This is a genomic window from Alkalicella caledoniensis, from assembly GCF_014467015.1.
Lineage (GTDB): Bacteria > Bacillota > Proteinivoracia > Proteinivoracales > Proteinivoracaceae > Alkalicella > Alkalicella caledoniensis.
On record NZ_CP058559.1, the window covers coordinates 1,072,829 to 1,096,488 of the forward strand.

At 35.5% G+C, this 23,660-nt stretch carries 22 protein-coding genes; 6 read left to right on the top strand and 16 right to left on the bottom strand.

Annotated features, from left to right (window positions below):
* Positions 1-116: 116 nt before the first annotated feature.
* Positions 117-923, bottom strand: a complete 807-nt coding sequence (locus HYG86_RS05300) for an N-formylglutamate amidohydrolase (RefSeq protein ID WP_213167888.1) — start codon at positions 921-923, stop codon at positions 117-119.
* The gene (gene ggt, locus HYG86_RS05305) at positions 924-2,555 is read right to left on the bottom strand and encodes a gamma-glutamyltransferase (RefSeq protein ID WP_213167889.1); all 1,632 of its coding nucleotides are present in this window, start codon (positions 2,553-2,555) and stop codon (positions 924-926) included. It lies immediately after the preceding gene.
* 371 nt (positions 2,556-2,926) lie between these two features.
* Between ggt and HYG86_RS05310 the strand changes: the two genes are divergently transcribed.
* Complete coding sequence (locus HYG86_RS05310; RefSeq protein WP_213167408.1) at positions 2,927-4,417, top strand: IS1182 family transposase; 1,491 nt, start codon at positions 2,927-2,929, stop codon at positions 4,415-4,417.
* Positions 4,418-4,877: 460 nt separating this feature from the next.
* Here the strand turns inward: HYG86_RS05310 and HYG86_RS05315 are convergent, their stop codons facing one another.
* Entirely contained in the window at positions 4,878-5,726 is an 849-nt protein-coding gene (locus HYG86_RS05315) for a DegV family protein (RefSeq protein ID WP_213167890.1), read from the bottom strand.
* Positions 5,727-6,107: 381 nt separating this feature from the next.
* On the opposite strand from HYG86_RS05315, the gene HYG86_RS05320 reads away from it, so the two are divergent.
* Positions 6,108-6,404, top strand: coding sequence for a hypothetical protein (locus tag HYG86_RS05320; protein WP_213167891.1), 297 nt, complete (start codon positions 6,108-6,110; stop codon positions 6,402-6,404).
* A gap of 277 nt (positions 6,405-6,681) precedes the next feature.
* On the opposite strand, the gene HYG86_RS05325 is transcribed toward HYG86_RS05320, so the two are convergent.
* The 4 genes from HYG86_RS05325 to HYG86_RS05340 form a co-directional block, all read right to left on the bottom strand.
* Positions 6,682-7,551 (bottom strand): IS3 family transposase, encoded by an 870-nt coding sequence (locus HYG86_RS05325; protein ID WP_246451953.1) that lies wholly within the window; start codon positions 7,549-7,551, stop codon positions 6,682-6,684.
* A gap of 20 nt (positions 7,552-7,571) precedes the next feature.
* Positions 7,572-8,255, bottom strand: coding sequence for a helix-turn-helix domain-containing protein (locus HYG86_RS05330; protein WP_213165510.1), 684 nt, complete (start codon positions 8,253-8,255; stop codon positions 7,572-7,574).
* A gap of 143 nt (positions 8,256-8,398) precedes the next feature.
* Entirely contained in the window at positions 8,399-8,818 is a 420-nt protein-coding gene (locus HYG86_RS05335; protein ID WP_213167892.1) for a DUF2752 domain-containing protein, read from the bottom strand.
* A gap of 40 nt (positions 8,819-8,858) precedes the next feature.
* A complete protein-coding gene (locus tag HYG86_RS05340; protein ID WP_213167893.1) occupies positions 8,859-9,110 on the bottom strand; it encodes a CD225/dispanin family protein in 252 nt (83 codons plus the stop codon).
* 301 nt (positions 9,111-9,411) lie between these two features.
* Here HYG86_RS05340 and HYG86_RS05345 point away from each other — a divergent pair, with 301 nt between their 5' ends.
* Together HYG86_RS05345 and HYG86_RS05350 are read left to right on the top strand one after the other, a co-directional pair.
* Positions 9,412-9,798, top strand: a complete 387-nt coding sequence (locus HYG86_RS05345; RefSeq protein ID WP_213167894.1) for a hypothetical protein — start codon at positions 9,412-9,414, stop codon at positions 9,796-9,798.
* Between the two features lie 49 nt (positions 9,799-9,847).
* The gene (locus HYG86_RS05350) at positions 9,848-11,299 is read left to right on the top strand and encodes a DEAD/DEAH box helicase (RefSeq protein ID WP_213167895.1); all 1,452 of its coding nucleotides are present in this window, start codon (positions 9,848-9,850) and stop codon (positions 11,297-11,299) included.
* A 74-nt stretch (positions 11,300-11,373) separates the two neighbouring features.
* Here HYG86_RS05350 and HYG86_RS05355 read toward each other — a convergent pair whose 3' ends face one another.
* Complete coding sequence (locus HYG86_RS05355; protein ID WP_213167896.1) at positions 11,374-12,627, bottom strand: ABC transporter permease; 1,254 nt, start codon at positions 12,625-12,627, stop codon at positions 11,374-11,376.
* Complete coding sequence (locus HYG86_RS05360; RefSeq protein WP_213167897.1) at positions 12,627-13,541, bottom strand: ABC transporter ATP-binding protein; 915 nt, start codon at positions 13,539-13,541, stop codon at positions 12,627-12,629. The genes HYG86_RS05355 and HYG86_RS05360 overlap by 1 nt, the downstream gene beginning before the upstream one ends.
* A 401-nt stretch (positions 13,542-13,942) precedes the next feature.
* On the opposite strand from HYG86_RS05360, the gene HYG86_RS05365 reads away from it, so the two are divergent.
* Positions 13,943-15,100: a 1-propanol dehydrogenase PduQ gene (locus HYG86_RS05365; RefSeq protein WP_213167898.1), complete on the top strand. Its 1,158-nt coding sequence runs from the start codon at positions 13,943-13,945 to the stop codon at positions 15,098-15,100.
* A 71-nt stretch (positions 15,101-15,171) separates the two neighbouring features.
* On the opposite strand, the gene HYG86_RS18170 is transcribed toward HYG86_RS05365, so the two are convergent.
* From HYG86_RS18170 to HYG86_RS05400, 6 genes are all read right to left on the bottom strand, one after another.
* Positions 15,172-16,524 (bottom strand): LysM peptidoglycan-binding domain-containing protein, encoded by a 1,353-nt coding sequence (locus HYG86_RS18170; protein WP_246451897.1) that lies wholly within the window; start codon positions 16,522-16,524, stop codon positions 15,172-15,174.
* Between the two features lie 153 nt (positions 16,525-16,677).
* On the bottom strand, positions 16,678-17,961 hold the full coding sequence (locus HYG86_RS05380; protein ID WP_213167899.1) for an MFS transporter: 1,284 nt from the start codon (positions 17,959-17,961) through the stop codon (positions 16,678-16,680).
* Position 17,962: 1 nt separating this feature from the next.
* On the bottom strand, positions 17,963-18,751 hold the full coding sequence (locus tag HYG86_RS05385; protein WP_213167900.1) for an ABC transporter ATP-binding protein: 789 nt from the start codon (positions 18,749-18,751) through the stop codon (positions 17,963-17,965).
* Entirely contained in the window at positions 18,752-19,759 is a 1,008-nt protein-coding gene (locus HYG86_RS05390) for a FecCD family ABC transporter permease (RefSeq protein ID WP_213167901.1), read from the bottom strand.
* Positions 19,760-20,746: a FecCD family ABC transporter permease gene (locus HYG86_RS05395; protein ID WP_213167902.1), complete on the bottom strand. Its 987-nt coding sequence runs from the start codon at positions 20,744-20,746 to the stop codon at positions 19,760-19,762.
* Positions 20,733-21,677 (bottom strand): ABC transporter substrate-binding protein, encoded by a 945-nt coding sequence (locus HYG86_RS05400; RefSeq protein WP_213167903.1) that lies wholly within the window; start codon positions 21,675-21,677, stop codon positions 20,733-20,735. Before HYG86_RS05400 ends, HYG86_RS05395 begins: the two co-directional genes overlap by 14 nt.
* Before the next feature lie 267 nt (positions 21,678-21,944).
* Between HYG86_RS05400 and HYG86_RS05405 the strand changes: the two genes are divergently transcribed.
* Positions 21,945-22,946, top strand: coding sequence for a helix-turn-helix domain-containing protein (locus HYG86_RS05405; RefSeq protein WP_213167904.1), 1,002 nt, complete (start codon positions 21,945-21,947; stop codon positions 22,944-22,946).
* A gap of 114 nt (positions 22,947-23,060) precedes the next feature.
* On the opposite strand, the gene HYG86_RS05410 is transcribed toward HYG86_RS05405, so the two are convergent.
* Complete coding sequence (locus HYG86_RS05410) at positions 23,061-23,357, bottom strand: DUF2325 domain-containing protein (RefSeq protein WP_213167905.1); 297 nt, start codon at positions 23,355-23,357, stop codon at positions 23,061-23,063.
* Between the last annotated feature and the right edge of the window lie 303 nt (positions 23,358-23,660).

The following is a 23,660-nucleotide window of genomic DNA, read 5'->3' on the forward strand; positions in this document are numbered from 1 at the left end:
CAATGGATTATATGACTATTGTAGTTAACATACACTGACTATATATTTTAACACATATCCACACTTATATTAAAGACCTAAAAGATAGTAAAATATTACAACAGCTTATTAAAAAATCATGTAAGTAAATCCTTAAAAACCCTGTACAGCATATCCTTTATATCCTTTATCCGCGAGATAGTAATTTCGTCGGGAATTAAATCAATTTCTTCAATCTTAGGCAAATACAGCCTCCTATTGATTTCTAATTGAATCCAGGGAATCTTCCCTTGCCTACCATGGTAGCTTGTTATATAACCCCCTTTAAATGGATTATTAACTGTTACTAAGGGCAAGTCACTATATTTATTAAAGCCCTCAAATTCTCTTTCTATATTCCCCTTTAGTTTTATCATGAGTTCCGCAGGTGCTGTTATTGGCTCATCAACGGGTAATCCTTGTTCAGACCCTCTATTACTTAAACAAAAGAGCGGCCTTTTCTGCCAAGACTGATTCTTAGATGGTCCTGTATCTAGCATGGAATGGCAGTCAACTGCTAGGACTACATTGTTATTTTTAGCTGCAATTTGAAGCTTTTTATGATATGGAATATGGTAATTGCTGATTAACCAGTGAATTTCTTCTTTTGTTAATCCACTTTTTTCATTCCAGATTTGTGCCCCATCAACAGTTACTGTTTTTACAATCCCGTCTGGATTGATGGGTGGTAAATCATCTTGGCTTCTATTCATGTCTAAAACGGCCCGTGCTATATCTGTGTCTACATATTCTTGAGCTAGATTTTTGAAGTCATATAGCTCTTTTGTCCAAGTGTCCCCATCTCGCAATATGTCTTGAGGTGTCAGGAGACATTTTTCCTTGAGTTCTTTCGGAACTATAAGACCTCCATGGGGAACTGAGATTAGTATAGGAAGTTTGTTCATCTACTTATCCCCTTTGTGCATTAGTGCCTTAGGTCCATTTGCGGAACCATCACGCCGGGGATCAGCCACCCCATAAAATTGTTTCCCTTTTAGATGGGGAATTTCAACCCCTTGTACACACCCCAAATAAAAGCTATATGCTCCTTGTTTTTTTATTTTAAAACCTGTCTGCTCTAGTAGGTTGATTATTGTTGGGTCAAAACGTTCTTTTTCTATGCGTAGCAATCCTTTTGCACTGGCGTGAAATCTTGGCGCAGCTATAGCACTCCCTAGGTCCATTTTTTTATCCACTATCCTTGATATAACTTGGGCTAAGCTTGTGGATATACGTTCACTCCCTGGGCTACCCAGTAAAAATCTTGGTTTACCTTCTTGGAATAGTAGGGTTGGTGCAACACTGCTCCAAGGTCTTCCCCCTGGTAGCAAATAATATGGGTGGGCAATGTTGGTGTAGTCAAACGCGCTCATGTAGTTATTATAGAAAAAGCCCAAATCTCTAGCCATTGTTTTACTACCGAAAACTAGTTCTATGGATTGGGTAATTCCCACTGAGTTTCCTTCGCTGTCAGATACTGATAGGTGAGTTGTTTCTCCAGAGGTAAAGGGTGCAGGATACTTTTCTTGTAGTGAGAATTTTGCTATTTCGTTAATACGTGCTGCTACTTCTTTAGCATATTCTTTATTAGACATCCAGCGATTAGGTGTTTGTAGATAGTAATCTGGGTGAATGGGCATCCTCTCTCTGTCTGCTAGAGCCAAACGAAAGGCTAGAGCAAAAATAGTAGCACCCACAGGGTCTTCAGGGTCTAAAACTTCAGAGGGGAAATTTTCAAGTATGTTTAAAAGCAAGACTAAAACCCTTCCAGCACCTGGTGGAGGAAAGGTGTGTACTTCGAAGTCTCTATAGGTACTTGTTAACACCTCACGCTCCACAGGTTGTGGAATTTGACTTAGATCTGTAGAGGATATTAGTCCATCTCTGATATTCATGTCCTCTAAAATCTTGCTGCCTATATAGCCCATGTAAAAATCTTGCCAACCGGCCTGGGCCATTTGCCTTAAACATCTGGCAAGTTCAGGCTGAACGATAGTGTCTCCTACCTGTTTAGGTTTATTAAACTGAAAGTAGTTTTTATATATAAGGGAGTCTTGTCGCAGGAGTTCCTCTTCTTTTTGGATCATACGATTTAATAGTGGTGATACTTTAAAGCCTTCCTCAGCAGCAATTATTGCTGGTTCCATTACTGTAGCTAGTGGTAGTTTGCCGTATTTTTGTTGCATGTAGCCTAATGTAGCAGGTGTTGATGGTACTGTTGTTGATTTTATCCCTGTTTTCACAGGTGTTTTAGGAGTTTTATCTGGGTGGATACCAAAGGGAGCCCGAGAGGATCCATCTAGGGCAAAGATTCTATCTTCCTTGGCTAAGTAAACTAAGGCCATACTCTTTCCACCAAGACCCGAGGCCTGTGGTTCAGTAACCCCTAAGCAAAATGCAGAAGCAACAGCTGCATCCACAGCATTTCCGCCCTTTTCAAGGGTTTTAACCCCTGCTTGGGTAGCTATCCTTGAGGCAGTTGATACCATTCCATATAGACTTTCTCCTGTATAATTTTTTCTGTCACTGGCTTTCATTTTCTCTCACACTCTCTTCTCGTTATCCTTACTTTATTATTATCTAAAATATTGTATGAAGATGCAATAGTTGTAATAAGTGAAATTTATTCACAAAAGTAAAATAGCGCCTTTGGCGCTATTTCAGCTTGTAGACAAACCTAAGACAAAGTCATTGACCCTAGATGTGCATATTAAAAAGCAGTACAATTAACTCGAGGAGACTGGTAGGGGGGCCCCTTGTGAGACTGTGTCAAAAGCATTTTGAATACTTGGGTTTAATTTATAAATACCCCCTCATGAACTAATAAAATATGGTATAATATACATATGAAAAGTCTTTTATACCAGGGCTTTACAGCGCTTTTAATTCATGAAAAGGTGGGGATAAAATGAATTTTGTCCAAGGTGCAGATAGAAGTCAAATCACAATGTTTCCTGAAGCAATAGATGATTATATCGATGATAACAATTCAGTGATAGTTATTGATGTTTATGTGGATAGCCTAGATATGAAAAGCTTAGGATTTAAAAAAACTACACCAAATGATATGGGCCGACCAATGTATTCACCTCAACTCATGCTTAAAATATATCTTTATGGCTACTTAAATAAAATAAGGTCCACTAGAAGACTAGAAACAGAAACCAAAAGAAACTTAGAGATGATGTGGCTTACAAAGAAATTATCGCCAGATCACAAAACTATCTCTAGATTTAGAAAAGATAACCCTAAAGCACTAAAGAAGGTGTTTCGAGATTTTGTAAAGTTATGTTCTCGATTGGGGCTATACGGCAAAGAACTTATCTCAGTTGATGGTAGTAGATTTAGTGGTGTAAACTCTAAAGATAATAACTTCAATGATTCTAAATTAAAAGATAGAATTAAACGCTTAGATATTAAAATTGATCAATACCTAAAAGAATTAGATAATAACGACAAAAAAGAAGACACAACCGACAACCCAAAATCAGCTGAAGAGATAAGTGAAATTATTAAAGAATTGAAAAGTAGAAAAGAAAAATATGAGCAAATGAAGAAACATCTAGAAGAAACTGAAGAAACTCAGGTATCTCTAGTGGACCCCGATACTAGGCGGCTAACTAAGAATGGAGAAACAAAAATAGGTTATAATGTCCAAACAGCTGTGGACAGCAAAAATAAAATGATTGCAGAGTTTGATGTAACGAACTCCATAAATGACTTTGGCCATTTATCTGTTACCAGCCAAAAAGCTAAAGAGATATTAGAAGTTGATACAATAAAAACAACGGCAGATAAAGGTTATAATTCTGCAACTGATATAGCAGAATGTTTAATGAATGGAATAGAACCTCATGTGTGTATGGAAGAAGACGAAATCACAATATGTCTAGAGATATTAGGCGAAGCAAAAGATGTGGATCAAATCATAGAACCACATGTTAATGGTAGATTTGTGTATCTAAAGAAGCGCAATATAGCACTGTGTCCCATGGGGAAAATTTTTTACCCTAGTTCATACTCAAAGAATAAAAAAGAGGCGAGATTCTGTAACCGAAAGGAATGTAGAAAGTGCCAGAACAAGTGTACAGCCAGTGAGTACAAAGACTTTGGCAAAAAGATGAAGAAGCAAGAATTCACTAAAGAATACAACGATAACAACTTGAGAATTAAACAAGTAAGAGTAAAAAATGATCCTGCAATAACTAGGCAAAGAAAAGAAATTGTAGAGCATCCATATGGCACAATAAAAAGAGCCATGGACTCAGAATATTGTTTAATGCGAGGCATGAACAATGTTGTGGGTGAGTTTTCATTGTCTTTTTTAGCCTACAACCTAAAAAGAGCAGTAAACATTTTAGGTTGTAGAGGGCTAATTCAAGCAATAACTAATACATAGGAAGGTCGACTCCCGATAATTTCATAACAATAGCTGTGACGTGGGGATAGCCCCTTTTTTTTATTACTTTTTTCTTCATATATGACACAGTCTCTTGTGGGGCCCTGGCAATCAAAACCATCTAGACCTTTTTGGAAGTCAGGGTGGTACAAGACCACTACAACCATGGACGGTGAATTGGAGCGGTACCCTTCTGGAGTTTAGATAGAAGCCTTAAGTCTCGACGCAGGATTTTGTACAAAAAACCATAGAGTGATTTTCTCTATGGTTTTTGGGGTTGTAGGGGTTCACCCCTGCCGTTTTCAGGAAGTTACTATAGGGAGGGTGATATTCGAAGGGAACCTAGGGTTCCATATAGAGGAGCTTTAGCGACGCTTTAATATGCGACATTCATAAAAAATGACTTTGTCATCAGTCTGAGATAGCGCCTTTGGCGCTATTTTAGTGTTATATCTTATATCTACTCTATGGAATAAACTATCCCCAAGGTTCCAGGTCCTACGTGTAGTCCTATTACAGGTCCTATGGAGTGTACATCCACTTGTTTCTCTATTTTTTCTTCTATTATTTTGGCTAACTCTATGGCCTCTTCCTCATTATTTATGTGGTGAATTACCACATTTCCTATTTCTCGCCCTTCCACATCTTCAAGGAATGTTTCCAACATCTTTTTAACTGCTTTTTCTTTTGTTCTAACTTTACCTAATACATCTATTTTACCATCTACTACTGTTAGGATTGGCCTAATTTGAAAGATGGATCCTAATAGTGCTGCAGCTTTTCCTATACGCCCTCCCTTTTTTAAGTAATCTAGTACTTCTGGGGAAAACAAAAAACGACTTTTGTATAGTTTTGTTTGAGCAATTTTTACAAGTTCTTCCATGGAAAGATGTTCGTCTAAAGCGAGAGCTGCGGCTAAGGACATGAAGCTTGATTGCATGCAAGTGGTTCTAGAGTCCATAACTTCTATGACTGCCTTTGGATATTTCTCTAAAAGTATTTGTTTCGCAATTGAAGCCCTTGAATAAGTTTCACTTAAATCCGAGGATAAGAACACACCTAATACACTGTGTCCATCCTTTATTATATCTTCAAATAGTTCTAAGAACTCGTTTATGGATGGTGGAGAAGAGGTGGGAACCTCTTCTCCACCATCCATTTTTACATAGAATTCACTATTTTCCATTTCCTCTTCTTTAAATACCTCTTCACCAAAACTCACACCTAGGGAGATCACCTTTATATCGTATTTATCCCTTAGATGTGCTGGTAGATAGGAAGTACTATCTGTTACAATTTTTACACTCATATTGTTCCTCCTCAGAATGCTGTATAAAAGTCTATACTAGTTACTACATAATTCTTTACAGTTAACAGGATTACCTGTTAACTTTAGTCATACTTTACTAGGGACGATAGCTTAAGATAATTAGTCTAAGGTCCTTGTTTGTTGTTGACCTAAGTCCCCCTAGTCTTTTTGTGAAAGCCATCAAAAATAATCCATTTTCAATTGATGGTTAATGATGGTTAATAATTGTAAATATCAAAAAATATATATTTAAAGGATATGGCAGACATAGATATTACAATGTTTGAAAGGAATTTCCAATCTCTACATATTTAAAGAATATAAAAAATTTCTCAGAATAATATTATAGAGAAAAAATAAATGGTCAGGGGGTGGGTTCATATGCTCATGGGGCTTTTATGGCTTGTATTATCTATAATTAGTCTTGTATTTTGGGGTATGTCCTTGGAGAGAGGTAATGAGTTAGATCAAAGAATTCTTAGACTATCTTTAAGTTTAGGTATAAGTATAATGCTTCCTCTTCTAATCTTAGGATCAGTAGCTGCTTTACTTGAAGATGGTACCCTTATAACAGAAATGACTTACTTCATTTATTTTGTTTTAACTCCAGTTGTACATATATTGTTTCAAATGTTCATCTACAACTTTGGCTTTAATTCAAAAAGAAATGATAACTAAAAAAAGCGCCTAGCCTGAACATGCCCCTGTCAAGTAGACAGTAGAAAAAACAAAAAATACTATGCCGTCAATCATTAATTTGATTGGCGTTATTTTTTTGAAGGTTTTATTTATTTTACCCGCATTTATTCCACGGTCCTGTTGACATGGGGGCCCCTGTACCCTCTGGACTCCCATTCTTGGGCGGAAGTTGATACTTGACAAATATTTGGCTTCCGCCACACACATTTTACCAGAGGGTACACCCCATATAAACAGGCTTTCGCGGCATAAAAGCTTATGCTACCTTACTTAAAAGGTGTTGCCTATACTCCATTGGAGTCATACATTCAAGCCTCTTCTGATAACGATGATTATTGTAATACTCTATGTATTCAATGACAGCAGATTCCAATTCCTGATATGAGCTGAATTTGTTGAGATAGTACATTTCTGACTTAAGGGTACCAAAAAATGCCTCCATAGGGCCGTTATCTATACAACGGGAGATTCTAGACATACTCTGTGTCATACCCGCATTATCCAACTTGTTTTTGAACATTTTTGAGGTGTATTGAAATCCCCTATCACTGTGGAAAATTGGCTTTGCATCAGGGTGCTGCTCATGGGCAATGTCAAACGTTCTAAATACCAGTGCATTGTTATTTGAATGACCCAAGACAAAGGACACTATGCTCTTATCTCCGAGGTCAAGTATGGCACTTAGATAGGCTTTTCCACTGATTCCATATTTCATCTCTGTTACATCAGTAAGCCATTTCTCCCCAAATCCATTTGCATTAAAGTTCCTGCTTAGTACGTTTTTTGCAGTTATTTCTGGTGTGGATTTGATGTAGTTCTTTCTCTTTCTACGGCATACAGATTTTAAACCTAGTATTTTCATCAGTCTGTAGATTCTCTTATGGTTTACATGGAATTCTTGCTCTCTGTTTAACTTGATTGTCATCTGACGATACCCAAGTATACCGCCTCTCTCTTCATATGCATCTCTGATTAATGGTATTAAAGTTTTGTTAAATTGTTCATTAGTACTTGCTTCTCTGTTTAACCATTTGTAATATGAGGAACGTTGAACCTTCGCAAAAACACAGAGTTTTGTGATTGAATAACCTTTAGTCTTTTTAAGTTCCTGTATCGTAAGATAGATCGTCTCATATCTTACTTGGCTTAAAACCGCCCCCTTTCTATTTCTTTCAACTTTTTTAAAAAATCTATCTCCATTTGCTTCTGGCGAATTTCAGCTTCAAGTAGTTTGTTTTGGGCTTTAAGTTTGTCCATTTCAGACATGTCATCTTCTGACTTTCTTTTGCCTCGCTTGTCTTGAAGGGCTTCTATACCTTTTTTTAGGTATTTATTAGTCCATGAATTAACCTGCTGGTAAGATACATTAAACTTCTGTGCTGTTTCAACATAGTTGCATTTATTCTCAATACAGTACTTTACTATTTCTACTCTTTCATCAAAATGGGTCTTTCTTCCTTTAGTCATGATAGATACTCCTCCAGTACCAGAAGATTTTAATTTCTCATGACTATTATACTTCATAACCCATGTATGAAGTATCCCTGTAGAGCGTATTCCATATTGAAAACATATATCATGCAAAGAACCCTTACCAGAAAGGTATTCCTTTATCGCTAATTCCTTTGCATTTGAAGAATGGCTAGTATTCTTTGCACTAGTAGTCAACCCATCAACACCCAACGACATATAATTACTGACCCATCTCCTCATGGTATCTTTACTGACACCGATTAACTTAGCTGCATGGCTAACTGAATTTTTTCCTTCTATACACATAAGAACATACTCTAACTTTTCTTCTGGTGAGAATTTACTTTTCCGACCCATAAAAAATACTCCTCCTTGTTGTAAACAGTTTTTATTATTTTAACTGTCTACCACAAGGGGAGCATATCAGCCTAGGCGCTTTTTTAGTGGTCAAAATCTATTGTTATAACAAAATAGAAGCTAAAGTCTTAAGTTTAAATTATTTACGGCCGCAAAAACTGTAGCTGTGAAATTGGTAAATTCCTTGCTACTCCATATACAATTACTACGGTAAGTAGTATCCAAATTCCTTTTGAGGGTAACTCTGGGCGTGGCAGGGGTTTACCTATTATCACAAGGGATATATTTGATGCCACTATCCACAAAAGTAGCGGTGAGAATATTACTGCCAATATATTGTGGGATGCTGCCTTTAGAATATTGCCTTTCAGTAATTGTGTCATGGCTCTAATGGTGCCACAACCTGGGCAATAAAATCCTGTTACTTGCCTAAATGGACTTGTAATCATTGTATAGGGTGTGGCTGGGTGATAAATATATATAATAAGAGCTATACCTAGTAAAAACCCCAATGCCAGTAGCCTTTGAAGTTTAGGGTTGTAAGTAAATTCATTTTTGAACATTAAATTATCCTCCAGATAGTTTAATTTAAATAGGTACTCTCTATCCCATTAACGATATAAGAAGAGCAATAATACCTAGTATAAAAGCAGCAATACACCAGCCTTTAGCAGTTTCTGAGTGAGCTCTAGCTCCTTCGTAGTCACCTGATTCTTTTCTACCCTTGGCTAAAGCGGCGTATACTATAGCTGGAATTCCTAACGGCAGGCAACAAAAAATAGTCACTAGTATAGACTGAGCTAAGTAATCGGGAACTTCTCGATAGATGTGGTTTCCTTCAGAGTAATCTGACATACAAAAACCTCCCACTTGTTTTTTTAAGTATCTGTCTTATATAGCCTTATAACTTTAATCTATTGAATCTGATATTAGTTCATTATAATATATATATTCGAAGTTCTATTCGATTATCCTTCTTAGTATGTTAAATTATCATAGACTTTGCACTAGAGTCACACTGGTATAGGCTTTGGTATATATTAGATGGAGTAAAATTATGTTATTAAAATTTAAAATAATGACTTAAGTTGTAACAGGGGCAACATAAGGTTACAATAAGGGTAGTAATTAAAACTTAGTATATGGAGGTTCACAGATGATTAAAGCTTATTTCGTAGGAATATCAACAGAATATGAAGGTGAGGATATAGAGGTTAGGTACGCTATATTTAAAGATGAAGAACTAATAACTAAAAAAACAGTTTTCCAAGAATACGTTAAACCTGCAGTGGTAAATCAAAATGCATTAGTAACCCTTTTGAAAGAGTTAAAGGATTATATCAATGATGAGATTACTGTCATAATGAATGACCCAGCTCTAAATGAGCTACTTAGAGGGGTATCACAAACTAAGAATGCAGATGTTCTTAAAACATTAAAGTACACTAGAGGTAAAATTGGAAAGTTTAGTTCCCTTACTGTTAAGGATATTAGCCAAGACAAGCCAGAGTTAGCAAAGTGGAATGAGATATTACAGCCTTAGTTGTAGGTTATAGATAATTTAAATAGTAACATAAAGGAAGAGATTAATAATGACAAAAACCAATTTTAGTGATTATGCACTGAGCAATGACTTATTAAAAGCCATTAGTATGTTAAATTTTAAAAATCCTACTAAGGTTCAAGAACTTGTAATCCCTGCTGTTTTAGAAAAAAAGGATATAATTGTTAAGTCACAAACAGGAAGTGGGAAAACTGCAGCTTTTGCTATTCCCATCAGCGAGGTAGTGAATTGGGATGAAAATAAGCCCCAGGCCTTAGTCCTCGCTCCCACAAGGGAACTGGCTATTCAAATCAAGGAAGATTTTTTTAATATAGGTAGGTTTAAAAGGCTTAAGGTGTCTGCAGTTTATGGAAAGTTTCCATTTTATATGCAAGAAAGGGAGCTAAAGCAAAAAACCCACGTGGTTGTGGGTACACCTGGTCGTATCATAGATCATTTAGAAAGAGGAACCCTAGATACATCTATGATAGAGTACCTTGTCATAGATGAAGCTGATGAAATGCTAAACATGGGCTTTATAGAACAGATTGAAACAATAATAAGTAATCTACCTAAAGAGCGGGTGACCATGCTACTGTCAGCTACTTTGCCCAAAGAGCTAGAAACCTTATGTAGCAACTACATGAATGATCCCATATATGCAGAAATTGAAGAGCAAAGTTCAGCTGTCGATAGAATATATCAAGAGGGATATATAGTAGACGAAGAAGATAAGCTAAGTCTTCTAAGGGATATAACTATTTTAGAAAACCCAGATAGTTGTATCATATTTTGCAACACAAAACTTATGGTAGATGACGTATATAATGAGCTTTCAAAGTTGAATTACACCTGTGATAGAATACATGGTGGAATGGAGCAACGGGATAGAATTAGGGTAATGAATGATTTCAAACAGGGATATTTTAGATACCTTGTAGCTACAGATGTTGCAGCTCGGGGAATAGATATAGATAGTATCTCCCTGGTAATTAATTATGATATTCCTCAAGACTCTGAAAGCTATGTACATAGGATAGGAAGAACGGGGCGTAAAGATAGAGAAGGCCGAGCAATTACCTTTGTATCACCAAATGAAATTAAGTACTTAAATGATATACATAAATACATTCAAAGAGAGATTCCATTAAAGGAAAGACCAGATAAACATGCTGTTTTAGATTCAAAAAAAGATTTTGTTGACAAAATAAATTCAGCACCTGTTCTTAAAGAAACTAAAGGTGCCCAGCTTAACAAAGGTATTATGAAGCTACATATAAATGCAGGGAAGAAAACAAAAATGAGACCAGTGGATGTGGTAGGCACCCTTTGTAGTATTGAAGGTATATCAGCAGAAGATATCGGGATCATCAATATACTTGATATATCTACCTTTGTTGAAATATTAAATAACAAAGGAGAAATAGTGTATCGGGAATTACAAAAAAAGCCTATCAAAGGAAGAATGCGCAATGTTAGCAAAGTGCTAGATAAAAAATAAAACAAAGAAACTGGTTCGTGTTCTTACTCACGAACCAGTTTCTTGTATAGAGCTAAAAGATATAATCAGTCTACTTATTTACTGAACAACATCTTTATGGCTGTATTTATTTTAACAGGGTTACCATACATAAGGGTTCCCATACGGTAAATTTTAGAAGCCAGTAAACCAGTCAACGCCGTTGTGATTGCTAAAATACTAAGGGAAATAATAACCTCAATGGTTGAAACAGTTCCCATTGACACCCTGACAAACATTGCCATAAAGGAACTAAAAGGAACAAAGGAAGCAACTTTTATTAAAAGCCCTTCTGTCATCTGCATGCCCATAACAGAAATAGCAAATACAGCTACAAATAATATTGTTATGGGTGTTGCACTGGTGTTAACATCTTCTGTCCTAGAAACCAAAGCTCCTAGTGCTCCAAATATAAACACATAGAAGAGATAGCCTAGTATTCCAAAAGATGAAAACGCAAGTAATACACTAACTGGTATCTTAAAGATAAAATCCAAACTGTTATTCCATGCAGTAGCATTTAGGTTATATGCAAGCATAGCAGTTAAAATAACCGCACCAAACTGTATTATTCCTGCAATGGCTCCCCCTATAACCTTACCAAATATTAGAGTGCTACTATTGGTACTGGTAATTAGAACTTCCATGGCTCTGTTGCTTTTCTCACTGGCAACTGATACTGCCACAAGCTGTCCGTATATAATTATCATAAAGTATAATCCAAAAACTAAAATGTAGGTATACAGGTAATTGCCCGCACTATCTGTTCCCAATATTACTGTATCTGACTCCATAGGAACCATTATTAAATTTTGTACTGTACTATAATCTATTCCTTGCTGTTCAAAACCATTAATTCTATAGGCAGTTATCATAGCCTGATCAAAGAAATAGCTATCTGAGTTATACATCTCGTTATTTTGAACTATATGCTGGTACCTGTTCGGAGTCTCTATGAGAAATCCTGATTTAATCTCACCAGAACTAATCTTACTTTCTAACTCCTCCTTGCTATCAAATTCCACAAGTTTTCCAGCTCCAAAACCTCTTTGTAAATCTTCTGGGTTCGGTATAGCCCCGTTTTGATTTATATACCCATAGGTTACTGATCCATTAAACTCAATAAAATCATCATCTATATTTTCACCATCATTTACTTCTCCCCCAGAGCTAAAAAAGGTATCCCTAATTGTTGGTAAAGATAGTCCCACCATTAGCAGAAGACATATTATTGCAGTTGCAATTAAAAATGTCTTGTTCTTCATAAAACTCATAAGTTCAAATTTTAATACTATTAAGAAATTCCTCATTATTTATCACCTACCTTTTTTACGAAAATATCTTCCAATGTTGGTTCATATATGGAGAATTTCTCAATATCTAAATTTAGTTCCACCAGTTCCTTAAGAAGGTCGTTCTTTGTCTTGTTCCCTTGTAACTCTATGATAAGGTGGTTTTGTTTCTTATCTACCACCTTGACAGTTCTGTCCATTTCTCTTGTTAAAACATCTTCAAGTTCTGAACTAGATAAATTAACAACACTAATTATTAATCTATTCATTCCATAGTCTCTTTTTATATCCTTTAGATTTCCTTTCAGTACAATTTCACCGTTGTTGATTAAAGCTATGTCTTCACAAAATTCTTCTATATAGCCCATTTGATGGCTTGAGAAAATTACTAATTTGTTCTCTTTAATTAATTCCCTTATTACATCCTTTAAAATCTGTGCATTTACAGGATCCAAACCACTAAAAGGCTCGTCTAGTATAACAATATCTGGGTTACAGATAAAAGTTTCAGCTAGTTGTACTTTTTGTTGATTACCCTTTGAAAGAGTATCAAGCTTCTTGTTACTGTAGTGTTCTACTCCTAGTCTTTTTAACCAAAACAAAGCACTATCCTTAGCTTCTTTACTACTTAGGCCCCTTAATTGACCAAGGTAGACCAGTTGCTCCATTACCTTCTTTTTAGGATAAAGGCCCCTTTCCTCAGGCAAATATCCTATTTGATGCTCCGAAGCTACGAACTCCTTGCCATCGATGAAAATTCCCCCACTATTAGCTTTAAATAAATTCATCAGGATTCTAATGGTAGTTGTTTTACCTGCACCATTTCTCCCAAGAAATCCTAAAGCTTTGCCACTTTCAACAGAAAAAGATATTCCATGTAGAACTTCTGTTTCTGCAAAGGTTTTATAAAGCTCTTTAACTTCCAGTCTCATAATACACCTCTTTATAATATTTTTTTAAACATAACCCTAATTCTTTGTGTATATTTTTAGGGGTATGTCTTTCACATAATATTGATAACCTTGTTTTATTCTCCATTATTAACATTATTCCTGTACTACTCCTTTATTGTTAATAATATGTTAATAAAATCACAACGCTCGTGCATAACTTACTTTAATATTAAGTATATTTTCCCTATGATGTAGGTTATCACAAAAAAACACATAAGTGGACTCTCCTTTTCCCCTATAAAAAGACCTGATGATAGGCTTATGTTCCTTTATGATAATATATTATCACAATTTGCCAATAATCTGTCTTAAAAAAATTAGCAATCTAAGTAATAATATAGACTATATAAGGATTTACAGTGATAAAGGAGGTTATAGTCATGGAAAAATTTTTATTGAGACCCCAAATCTATTATGGAAGCAATGCCATTGACCATTTAAAACAGTTAAAGGGAAAGAAAGCTTTTATTGTTACAGATGAGTTTATGATAAAACTCGGTTTTGTGGATAAGATTACAAAGCCCCTTGATGATGCTGGTATTGAGTATAGTGTCTTTTCAGAGGTTGAGGCAGACCCTTCTCGGGAAACTGTTTTAAAGGGATTAAATAGTATTATTACAGGAAAGCCGGATATATTAATTGCCCTTGGAGGAGGATCTCCCATTGATGCAGCAAAAGCGATAATGTTTTTTTGTATTAAGACAAAGGAAAAGCTTATCGAGTCAGAGTACATTAAAAAGCCTTGGTTTGTGGCAATTCCCACCACTAGTGGTACTGGTTCAGAGGTAACCTCTTATTCAGTCATAACTGACAAAAAGACCCATGAAAAGATTCCTTTAACTGAAGATATAATGATACCCGATGTGGCAATCTTGGATTATGAATTAACAAAAACTCTGCCGCCATCTGTAACTGCTGAAACAGGAATGGATGTACTAACCCATGCCATTGAAGCCTATGTTTCAAAGAAAGCATCAGATTATACAGATATTTATGCAGAGAAATCCATAGAGATTGTTTTTAATTATCTTTTAAAGGCTTATGAAATAGGTGGTGATTTAGAAGCAAGGGCTAAAATGCATAATGCCTCTTGCATGGCGGGTATTGCATTTTCCAATTCATCCCTTGGTATAACTCATAGTTTGGCCCATACAATAGGAGGCAATTTCAATTTGTCCCACGGTAAAAGCAATGCTTTGCTATTGCCCTATATCATTAGATTCAACGCTGGGTTAAATCATAATAATCTTATAGATAATGAAACAGCAGAAAAATTTAGAGCCCTTGCAACAAGACTTGGTTTGCCCGCAGCAAATCAAATGGAAGGAGTCCTAAGTATAAGTGAAGGTGTAAAACTATTAAATAAAAGCATGAAACTACCAACCACCTTAAAGGAAGCAGGAATTGACAAACAATCTTTTGACAAGCTATTGCCCCAAATGGCTGAAACTGCCTACCATGACATATGTACAGCTGGGAATCCCATAAGTGTTAGCATTGAGCAGTTTAAAACTATTTTAATGGAGGCATATGAATAAGTAGTTTAGATAGTTGATATATAATGAAGACTAGAGAGGTTATAATCCTCTCTAGTCTTTTTAATATCTTTCTATTCTTCTTGGTAGTTTAAGATCATTGAATATGGCTTATACATGCCATAGTATTTAGGAACACATAGTACATCTCCTGGGAATATCTCTGCTGGGTTTGATATATGAGGATTTGCTGCTATTAAGGTTTCTAGACTTACTCCGAATCTCTTTGCGATTAGGAACATCGAATCACCTGATCTTACAGTATACCTTCCTCCAAATCCCTTAGGGCATTTACCTGGAACTCTACCATCAGCAGATTTAATCGGAATACATAATACATCTCCTGGGAATATCTCTGCTGGGTTTGCTATATGAGGATTTGCTCCTATTAGTGCTTTAAGGCTTATTCCGAATCTTTGGGCGATGAAGAACATTGAATCACCAGGTTTTACAGTGTATCTTACACCTGAAGGGCAAGTTTTAGGAACTCTACCGCTGGATTGTTGATTAAAACTACCCATGGCATTCATTTCATTGGCTTCTTCAACTTCTAAAGCTTGGGTCATTGTGCCAGGAACACATAACACATCCCCAGGGTTTAATATATTTGGATTTGTAATGTGTGGATTAGCATTGATTAACCTTTGTTGTGACACCCCAAATCTTCTAGCAACTAAAAACATAGTATCCCCTGGTACCACAACATAACGTCTGTTGAATCCCGGAGGGCAAGACGCTGGTATACGTCCACCTGGCACACATAACACATCTCCTGGGAAAATTCTTGTTGGATCCGATATATGTGGGTTAGCTGCTATAAGTTGCTGCTGAGAAATACCAAAGCGTTGAGCTATTGTGAACATTGAATCTCCTGGTCTAACAGTATATCTTCCAGTAAATCCTGGTGGGCAAGTGGCTGGAACTCTACCGTTAACTGGTGGTGTCACACCTGGTACACATAACACGTCCCCTGGAAATATTCTCGAAGGATTTGATATATGAGGATTTGCATTGATTAGTGATTGTAATGATACCCCAAATCTTTGGGCGATTAGAAACATTGAATCCCCTGGCCTTACGGTATATCTACCTTGAAATCCTGGTGGGCAAGTGGCTGGCACTCTACCGTTAACTGGTGGTGTCACACCTGGTACACATAACACATCTCCCGGAAATATTCTTGATGGATTTGGTATGTGAGGATTTGCGTTGATCAGTGATTGTAATGATACCCCAAATCTTTGGGCGATTAGAAACATTGAATCCCCTGACCTTACGGTATATCTCCCTTGAAATCCTGGTGGGCAAGTGGCTGGCACTCTGCTCCTTGTACTACTTCTGTAGGAAGCTTTTCCTTGTATTTCGGAATCACTTCCGCAAGAACAAGTCTCAAGTTCTAAGGTTGTTTGTGGTTGGATTTTATCCATAAATTTCACCCCTTATTTGTTTCTTTAATATTTTATGAGAGGGAAATTAGATATGTTTGTTATATTAGCCCAACTTTTATACTGAAAATAAGATTACTTAAAAACATCTAGAAAAAAACACACCACCTTTCAAAGGAGTGTGCGTAATCATCATCATACCATCTCTATTTCATCAATAGTTTCGTTTAAAACAGCGGATCTTGTTTTTTCATCCAAATCAATTCTCCCAGCATTCCATTTTATAAATGTCACCACACAAATACTTAGAAGAAGAGTTAATAGTAAAATATAATGCATGTTTATATTTGTTTCTATTAACTGGCCATATATGAGCTGTCCTGGTGCAACACTGGCGGTAGCTATAGCCGTAGAAAAAGCACTTACCTTTCCAAGCATATCTTCCTTGACTTCTTTTTGCATATAGGTCAATGATATTACGTTTGATAGGGCAAGTGAAAGCATTATTCCAAACCCTCCTAGGGAATATAGACCAAGTACTATATAGTTATTTTCCATAGCAAAATATGCAGCAGTAGCCATTAAAGTAATTGCAGCTACCATGGGGTACATTGTTTTATGGATTTCTTTCATATTAAATAATTTTGGTTTGGTTGTTATAAGTAAACCACCAATTATCATACCCAAAACAAAAACTGCCTCTGAAAAACCATATACTGCTGAAGACATATTTAGTCGTATCTTTATAAAATAAGGTGAAACAATGCTTAGAATGGGCACTACAAAAATATTAGTCAACCCATAGGAAATAATAATCCCCAAAACTACCTTCTTTTTCTCTTTGAGATAATAAAAGCTTTTTGTCATCTCACTAGTTGATTTTGTTAGTGGGTTATTTATTTTCTCTTTTACTTTAAGATCTGGAATATCTAAAAACACTTCTAGGATAGCTACCAACAAAAAACTAACGGCATTTATAATTACGATTGTTTTTATTTCTACCAAACTGTACAGTATTCCAGCAACTATAGGTCCAGTTAGGTTAACAACTGCTCCCACCTGTTGGATAATTCCGTTAGCGGCTTCTAAATCTTCTTTTTCTACAATCTGGGGAATGCATGCAGTAACCGCTGGGCTGTATAGTGTATAAATAATAGAGAGCATAAACATAACACTTCCTACTATTATGGTATTATCCATTCCACCTATCAAAATTATTGAGTACACAGCCATTAGCCCTGCACTTATAAAATCAAGATAGAGCATTATTTTCTTTCTATTAACTGTATCTGCTAGCAAACCTGCCATGGGTGCAAATAATATATAAGGGATAGTTGATATGGCTAATATGCTTGAAAATATAGCTGCACTTCCTGTTAAATCCAATATATATAGTGACATGCAAAACCTTTGGATTGCATTTCCGAACAAGGATATTATCTGACCAATAACTACGATATTAAAGTTTTTATTTCTCATTTTATGCCCGTAAAAGATCGTAATCTACACAGATAGGATATCTTTTATTATCACTTAGCTGTAACTTTACATCTATCCCATAGATTTCTTTTAAATTTCCCTTGTTAATGGCCTCCATTGGTACACCTTTACAAACAATCTCACCTTTTTTCAGACCTATAATATTGCTTGCAAACCTACACGCATTGTTTAATTCATGTAGCACCATCACAACAGTTATTTTTTTCTCTTTATTTAATCTCTCTAAAACCTGCAATACTTCCAGTTGATATGACATGTCTAAATATGTTGTTGGCTCATCTAACATGATAATGTCAGTTTCTTGTGCTAAGGTCATAGCTATCCATGCCCTTTGCCTTTGCCCTCCAGATAGACTTTCTATCTCTCTATCTGCAAATTCTTTAAGTCCTGTTTCACTTATTGCCCAGTCAATTACTTCTTTGTCGTGCTTTTTAAGTCCACCAATCATTTTTTGATGGGGAAATCTTCCGTAGGCTACTAGTTCCTTAACGGTCATCCCACTAGGGCATATGGGCCCTTGGGGTAAAAAGGCCACTTGAGTTGCTATTTTCTTTTCTTTCTGCCCTTTTATACTTTTACCATTGATATAGATATCTCCTCTTTTGGGTTTAATAATCCTTGCAATACTTTTAAGAAGGGTAGACTTTCCACATCCATTTGCACCAATAATTATGCTAATCTCTCCTTTTGGTATTGTAAGACTCATATTATCAATAATTAAATTGTCGTCGTAGGCTACTGATAATTTTTTTACACTTATGGCTTCCATCTATTTCTCCTTCATCATTAGATAAATAAAATATGGTACTCCAAATATGGAGATTACGATTCCTACTGGTATTTCTATTGGAGAAAACAAATTTCTTGATACAGCATCTGCAAGCAAGATAATGACTACACTAATCATTGCAGAAATTACTAAGGAATTTTTATGGTATGGTCCTACCAATCTTCTTGCGATGTTTGGTGAAATCAAACCAACAAAACCTACGTTTCCCGCAAAGGCAGTAGCTCCACCAGCTAGCATGACTGCAAAACACAAGAATTTTCTTCTCTCATTTTCGATATTTAAACCCAGGGCTACTGCGTGTTCGTCAGATAGATTTAGGACATCCAGTCTTTTGTAATTTATTAACACTACTATGAAAAGTACAGCCACTAAGGGAATAATTATTTTGGCATAATTCCAGCCTGCTCCCCAAAGGCTTCCTGAAGTCCAAATTAGTACTCGATTGTAGTCCCCTACTCCACCTCTAAAAGTAAAAAAAGTAATAAATGCATTTAAACCTGCATTCATTCCTAATCCAATCAACAATAATCTCTTTGGTCTAATACCGTTTCTACTGGATAAAAAATAAATAATAATAGCTGAGATACCTGCACCTAATATTGCCATAAAGGGCAAAACATAAACAGATAATGCGCCCAATGTACTATAGTAATTAACGGTACTTACTGAAATAAACACTACTGCTGCCACAGCAGCTCCAGCATTGATTCCAATAATCCCCGAGTCTGCCAACTCATTTTTAGTGATGGTCTGTAACAGCGCCCCTGCTGTTGACAGGGCTATACCAACAGATATTCCTACTAGCATTCTAGGCATCCTGATGTGTAAAATAGCTGTCTCTTGAAATCTTGTCCCCATCCCAAATAAAGTCTTTATAATGTCTAAGGGGGCTACCTTATAACTACCCCAACTTAAATACATGATCATAGAACCTAGTACGAGAACACTTAACACCAAAACTACAACTTTTAATCTGCTCGATTTCATCTATCCCCTCTCCTTTCTTGCTAAAGCTATAAAGAAGGGCACTCCTATTAACGCAGTAAAAATACCGATGGGTGTCTCGTAAGGATTATAGAAGAGTCTGGCGGCTATATCGGAATACACTAGTAGCACTGCCCCTAATAGAAAAGACAGTGGTATATTTTTAGTATAATCTTCTCCAAACAGCTTCCTTACTATCTGTGGTACTATAAGCCCCACAAAAGCAATATTTTTACCTACTGCCACTGCCGCGGCGCACATGGGTATCATAACGGCAAAGGTTAAAAACCTTATTTTCCCTGGATTTTCTCCAAGGCTAATTGCCACATCGTCACCCAGGCTTAAAACATTTATTTTCTTTGATAGTAGCATAGCTATGGCTAAACCAAATATTCCAACTGTTGAAACCAATTTAAAATCTGTCCAAGTGGCATTTCTAAAACCACCAGCCACCCAAAATGCAATGAATTGGGATTGGTTCGATAGTAGACCTATTATGGTTGTCAATGATATAAAGAATGTACTTATAGCAGTACCTGCTAAAAGAATCTTTGTTATTGAGTTACTTTTAGTTCTTTTAGATAAAAAGCTCAACACTATGACACCACTAAATATTGCCCCTATCAGTGAAGCTACCATTGTGTTACCAGTGTTTATGGAAATCCCTGTGGCATAAAAAATAGCTATCACTAGAGTAGCCCCTTGGTTTACTCCAAGGAGAGAGGGTTCCGCTATGGGATTTCTTGTAACACCTTGGATCATAGCCCCCGAGACTCCTAAAATTCCACCAGTAAAAAGTACACTTAGAACCCTAGGAATACGGACATCTCTAATTAGCATATGTTCTAGGGTTTCGCTATAGTTGAAAATGCTATCCCATACATCAGAAATCCCAATATGGGTTACTCCTAGAGTGATAGCTAGGAATAACCCAATCATGAGAATTAGTATACAAAATCCTGTAAATACAAGAATCTTACTTTGTTTCATTTAACATATCCAGGATTTCTTCTAAAAGTACTTCACGGCCTATTGAGCTATAACCTTGAATAAAGTAAGGAGATGCTCCTAGTTCAACAACTCTACCTTCTTTTACCGCAGTAAGATTGTTCCAGATAGCATTTTCATTTAGTACTCTTAAATCTTCATCAGTGGCAATAACAAAAATAAAATCTGCTTGTATTAATGCTAAACCCTCATAAGTTACAACTGGCAGGCTAATGTCACTTTGTTCAGGCATTCCTTCAGGTTTGTTTAAACCCATATCATTGTATAAAACACTACCAAACCCAGCTCCATCAAATACGAAGAATTGACCTCCACTTGCTAAGAAGGATAAATAGCTAACATCTTCACCGTAAGTTTCTTTGATTGTTTCTCCTAGTTCTTTAGACTTTTGATCATAGCTTTCTAACCAAGCTTCAGCTATTTCTCCCTTATTAAAAACCTCGCCTAAAGTCTTAATATCTTCTTTCCAATCTAAAGCTTCTAATTGGATCATTACCGTTGGTGCAAGACTACTTAATTGATCATACATTTTTTCTTGAACTGTAGAGATGATTATAAGGTCTGGGTTTAGATTCATTACTGCTTCGATATCCATTGTATCTTGCATACTATATCCCAGTATTGTAGCACCTTTTAAAGTATCCTCTAAGTAAGAAGGAAATTTAGTATAGTCATATGCATCACTATTTGCAGTACCTACAACCTTGTAACCTAAAATTGATAGAATATCACTGTTACCACTAAGATCAACTATCCTTTGAGGATTCTCTGGAATCTCAACTTCTCCTCTAACATCTGTAATTGTAATTGTTTTGACATCTACATCTGCATTTTCATTTGACGAACTTGTACATCCAACTAAAACTAGCATAGCAAATGAAGTAATAAGTAATTTTTTTAAAATAGATTTCATTTTTATTTTCTTCCTCTCAAAGATAATTTCTACTCGTATTGTCGACAAAACTAATTGTACATGATTATCATTCTCATTACAATACTTGCATCTAATTTAATTATTTTTACACCCGATTGAATTATTTGGTTGAACAATTACAATTAATAAAATATAATATAGTTTGATTATAATTGTATAAGAAATGGGGCATTTACAATGGAACAATTTAGTTATTAATCAATGTTATGAATGCCTATTACCAGAGGAAACGGAAGGGAACCATATATGTTTGTCAAATCTAATGAAGAATTTAAGAATGCAGTCTTAGAAATTCTGACCTTTTGCAAGTATGAAAGTGATCATTATACTTTATATACAAATAAAAAAAAGCCGGAACTGGGCTATTTGCTTAGTTATTCTAGGGATGGTTTTTATCATTTAGGAATTGCTGATTATACAATACCTAAGGATTTTTCCATTTCCTTTGATAACCCTGAGTTTTTAATGAGGTTCGGTGTGGTTTTCGAGGGTGTCACTGAATTTAAGATAGATAATAATCCTGTATCCTCTTTTACTCCAGCATCCTTTTTTGTTGTGGAAAAAGATATAAAGGGTCAGCAAACTTGGAAAAAAGGTCAACATTTTCACGGTATTGAAATAACTATTTTTGAAAGTTACTTTAAAGAAGTTATAAAATCTAATTTTCCTAACTTACTTAATTTAGACACCTTTATAAAAAACTACACCTATATTTATCTGCCCCTACAAATAATCGAGATTATTCAACAGTTGCAAACCCTTAGCTACAATAATTCCTTAAATAGTATCTATCTTGAAAGCAAAATTCTAGAGTGTATTGCTATTTTAATCAATGAGGTTTCTACCAATACAGAAAATGCTTTTAGTAATCAAATTAATTATGGAAATATTCATATAGGAAATAACAGGATTATAAAACTAACCTCCTCTGACATCCATGCTATCCAAAAAGCCTATGATATTTTGCAGCAGAACTACAGTAATCCCCCAAGTATTCATACATTAAGTAAAATGGTTCTACTTAATGAGCAAAAACTAAAGGCGGGCTTTTCTAAACATTATCATATATCTATAGGTGACTACGTTAATGGTCTTAAAATGTCCGCAGCTGCAAATCTACTATCAACAACAGATTTGAGGGTTGAAGAAATAGCAACAAAAGTTGGCTATAACTACTCGGCTAATTTCTCTAAAATGTTCAAAAAGACCTATGGTAAAACCCCTTTGAAATTTAGAAAAACTAAATAAGCTTTTCAGGTCAAAAAGGATTTATAACAGTAGAAAGTCCTCTAAATATTGTGTAAGGGACTTTCGATCATGGTCTATTTAACCTTTCAACATTTCCACTGTTCGATGGCTACTTTACACACAGCCTTTACATTCCTTACAGTGATCTAATTTTTTCGCAAGATCTGTACATGCTCTTTTCGAAAAAACACAGGGTATATTACTTTGCTTTGCCTTTTTCTTTACAATGTGTGTTATATTATGTTCGATAAAGTCGTAAAAAACAATGACCATACTAGCTTCGCTGGGTATATGGCAGTTCCTCATGCCTTTTTTCCTTCCAGTCCAATGTATATACTCCTTTATTCCATATTTCTCTAAAGTATTAGGAATATTACCTAGACGATCACCTCCAACCAATAAAGCTGTCATGTTTAAACACCACCTTCTTAAATGTATAATCTCATTAACCATTGGAGTATTGAGTACTTATAGAAAAACTTTATTATATTTTCCCCTTTATAAATGATATTCATTCTCATTGTTTAAATTATACATATTATACTACAAACTACCTCAAATGATTTAAGTATTTTTTTATTTTTTAAATATATTAAGACATAATTAAAAAATATCTGCCAGAGGTCTTTGTATAACTTTCCATGTCACCGAGTATTTTTGCTCAATCAAACAACTAAAATAGTCTACAGCAATCAATAATACAAAGAAAGCAGG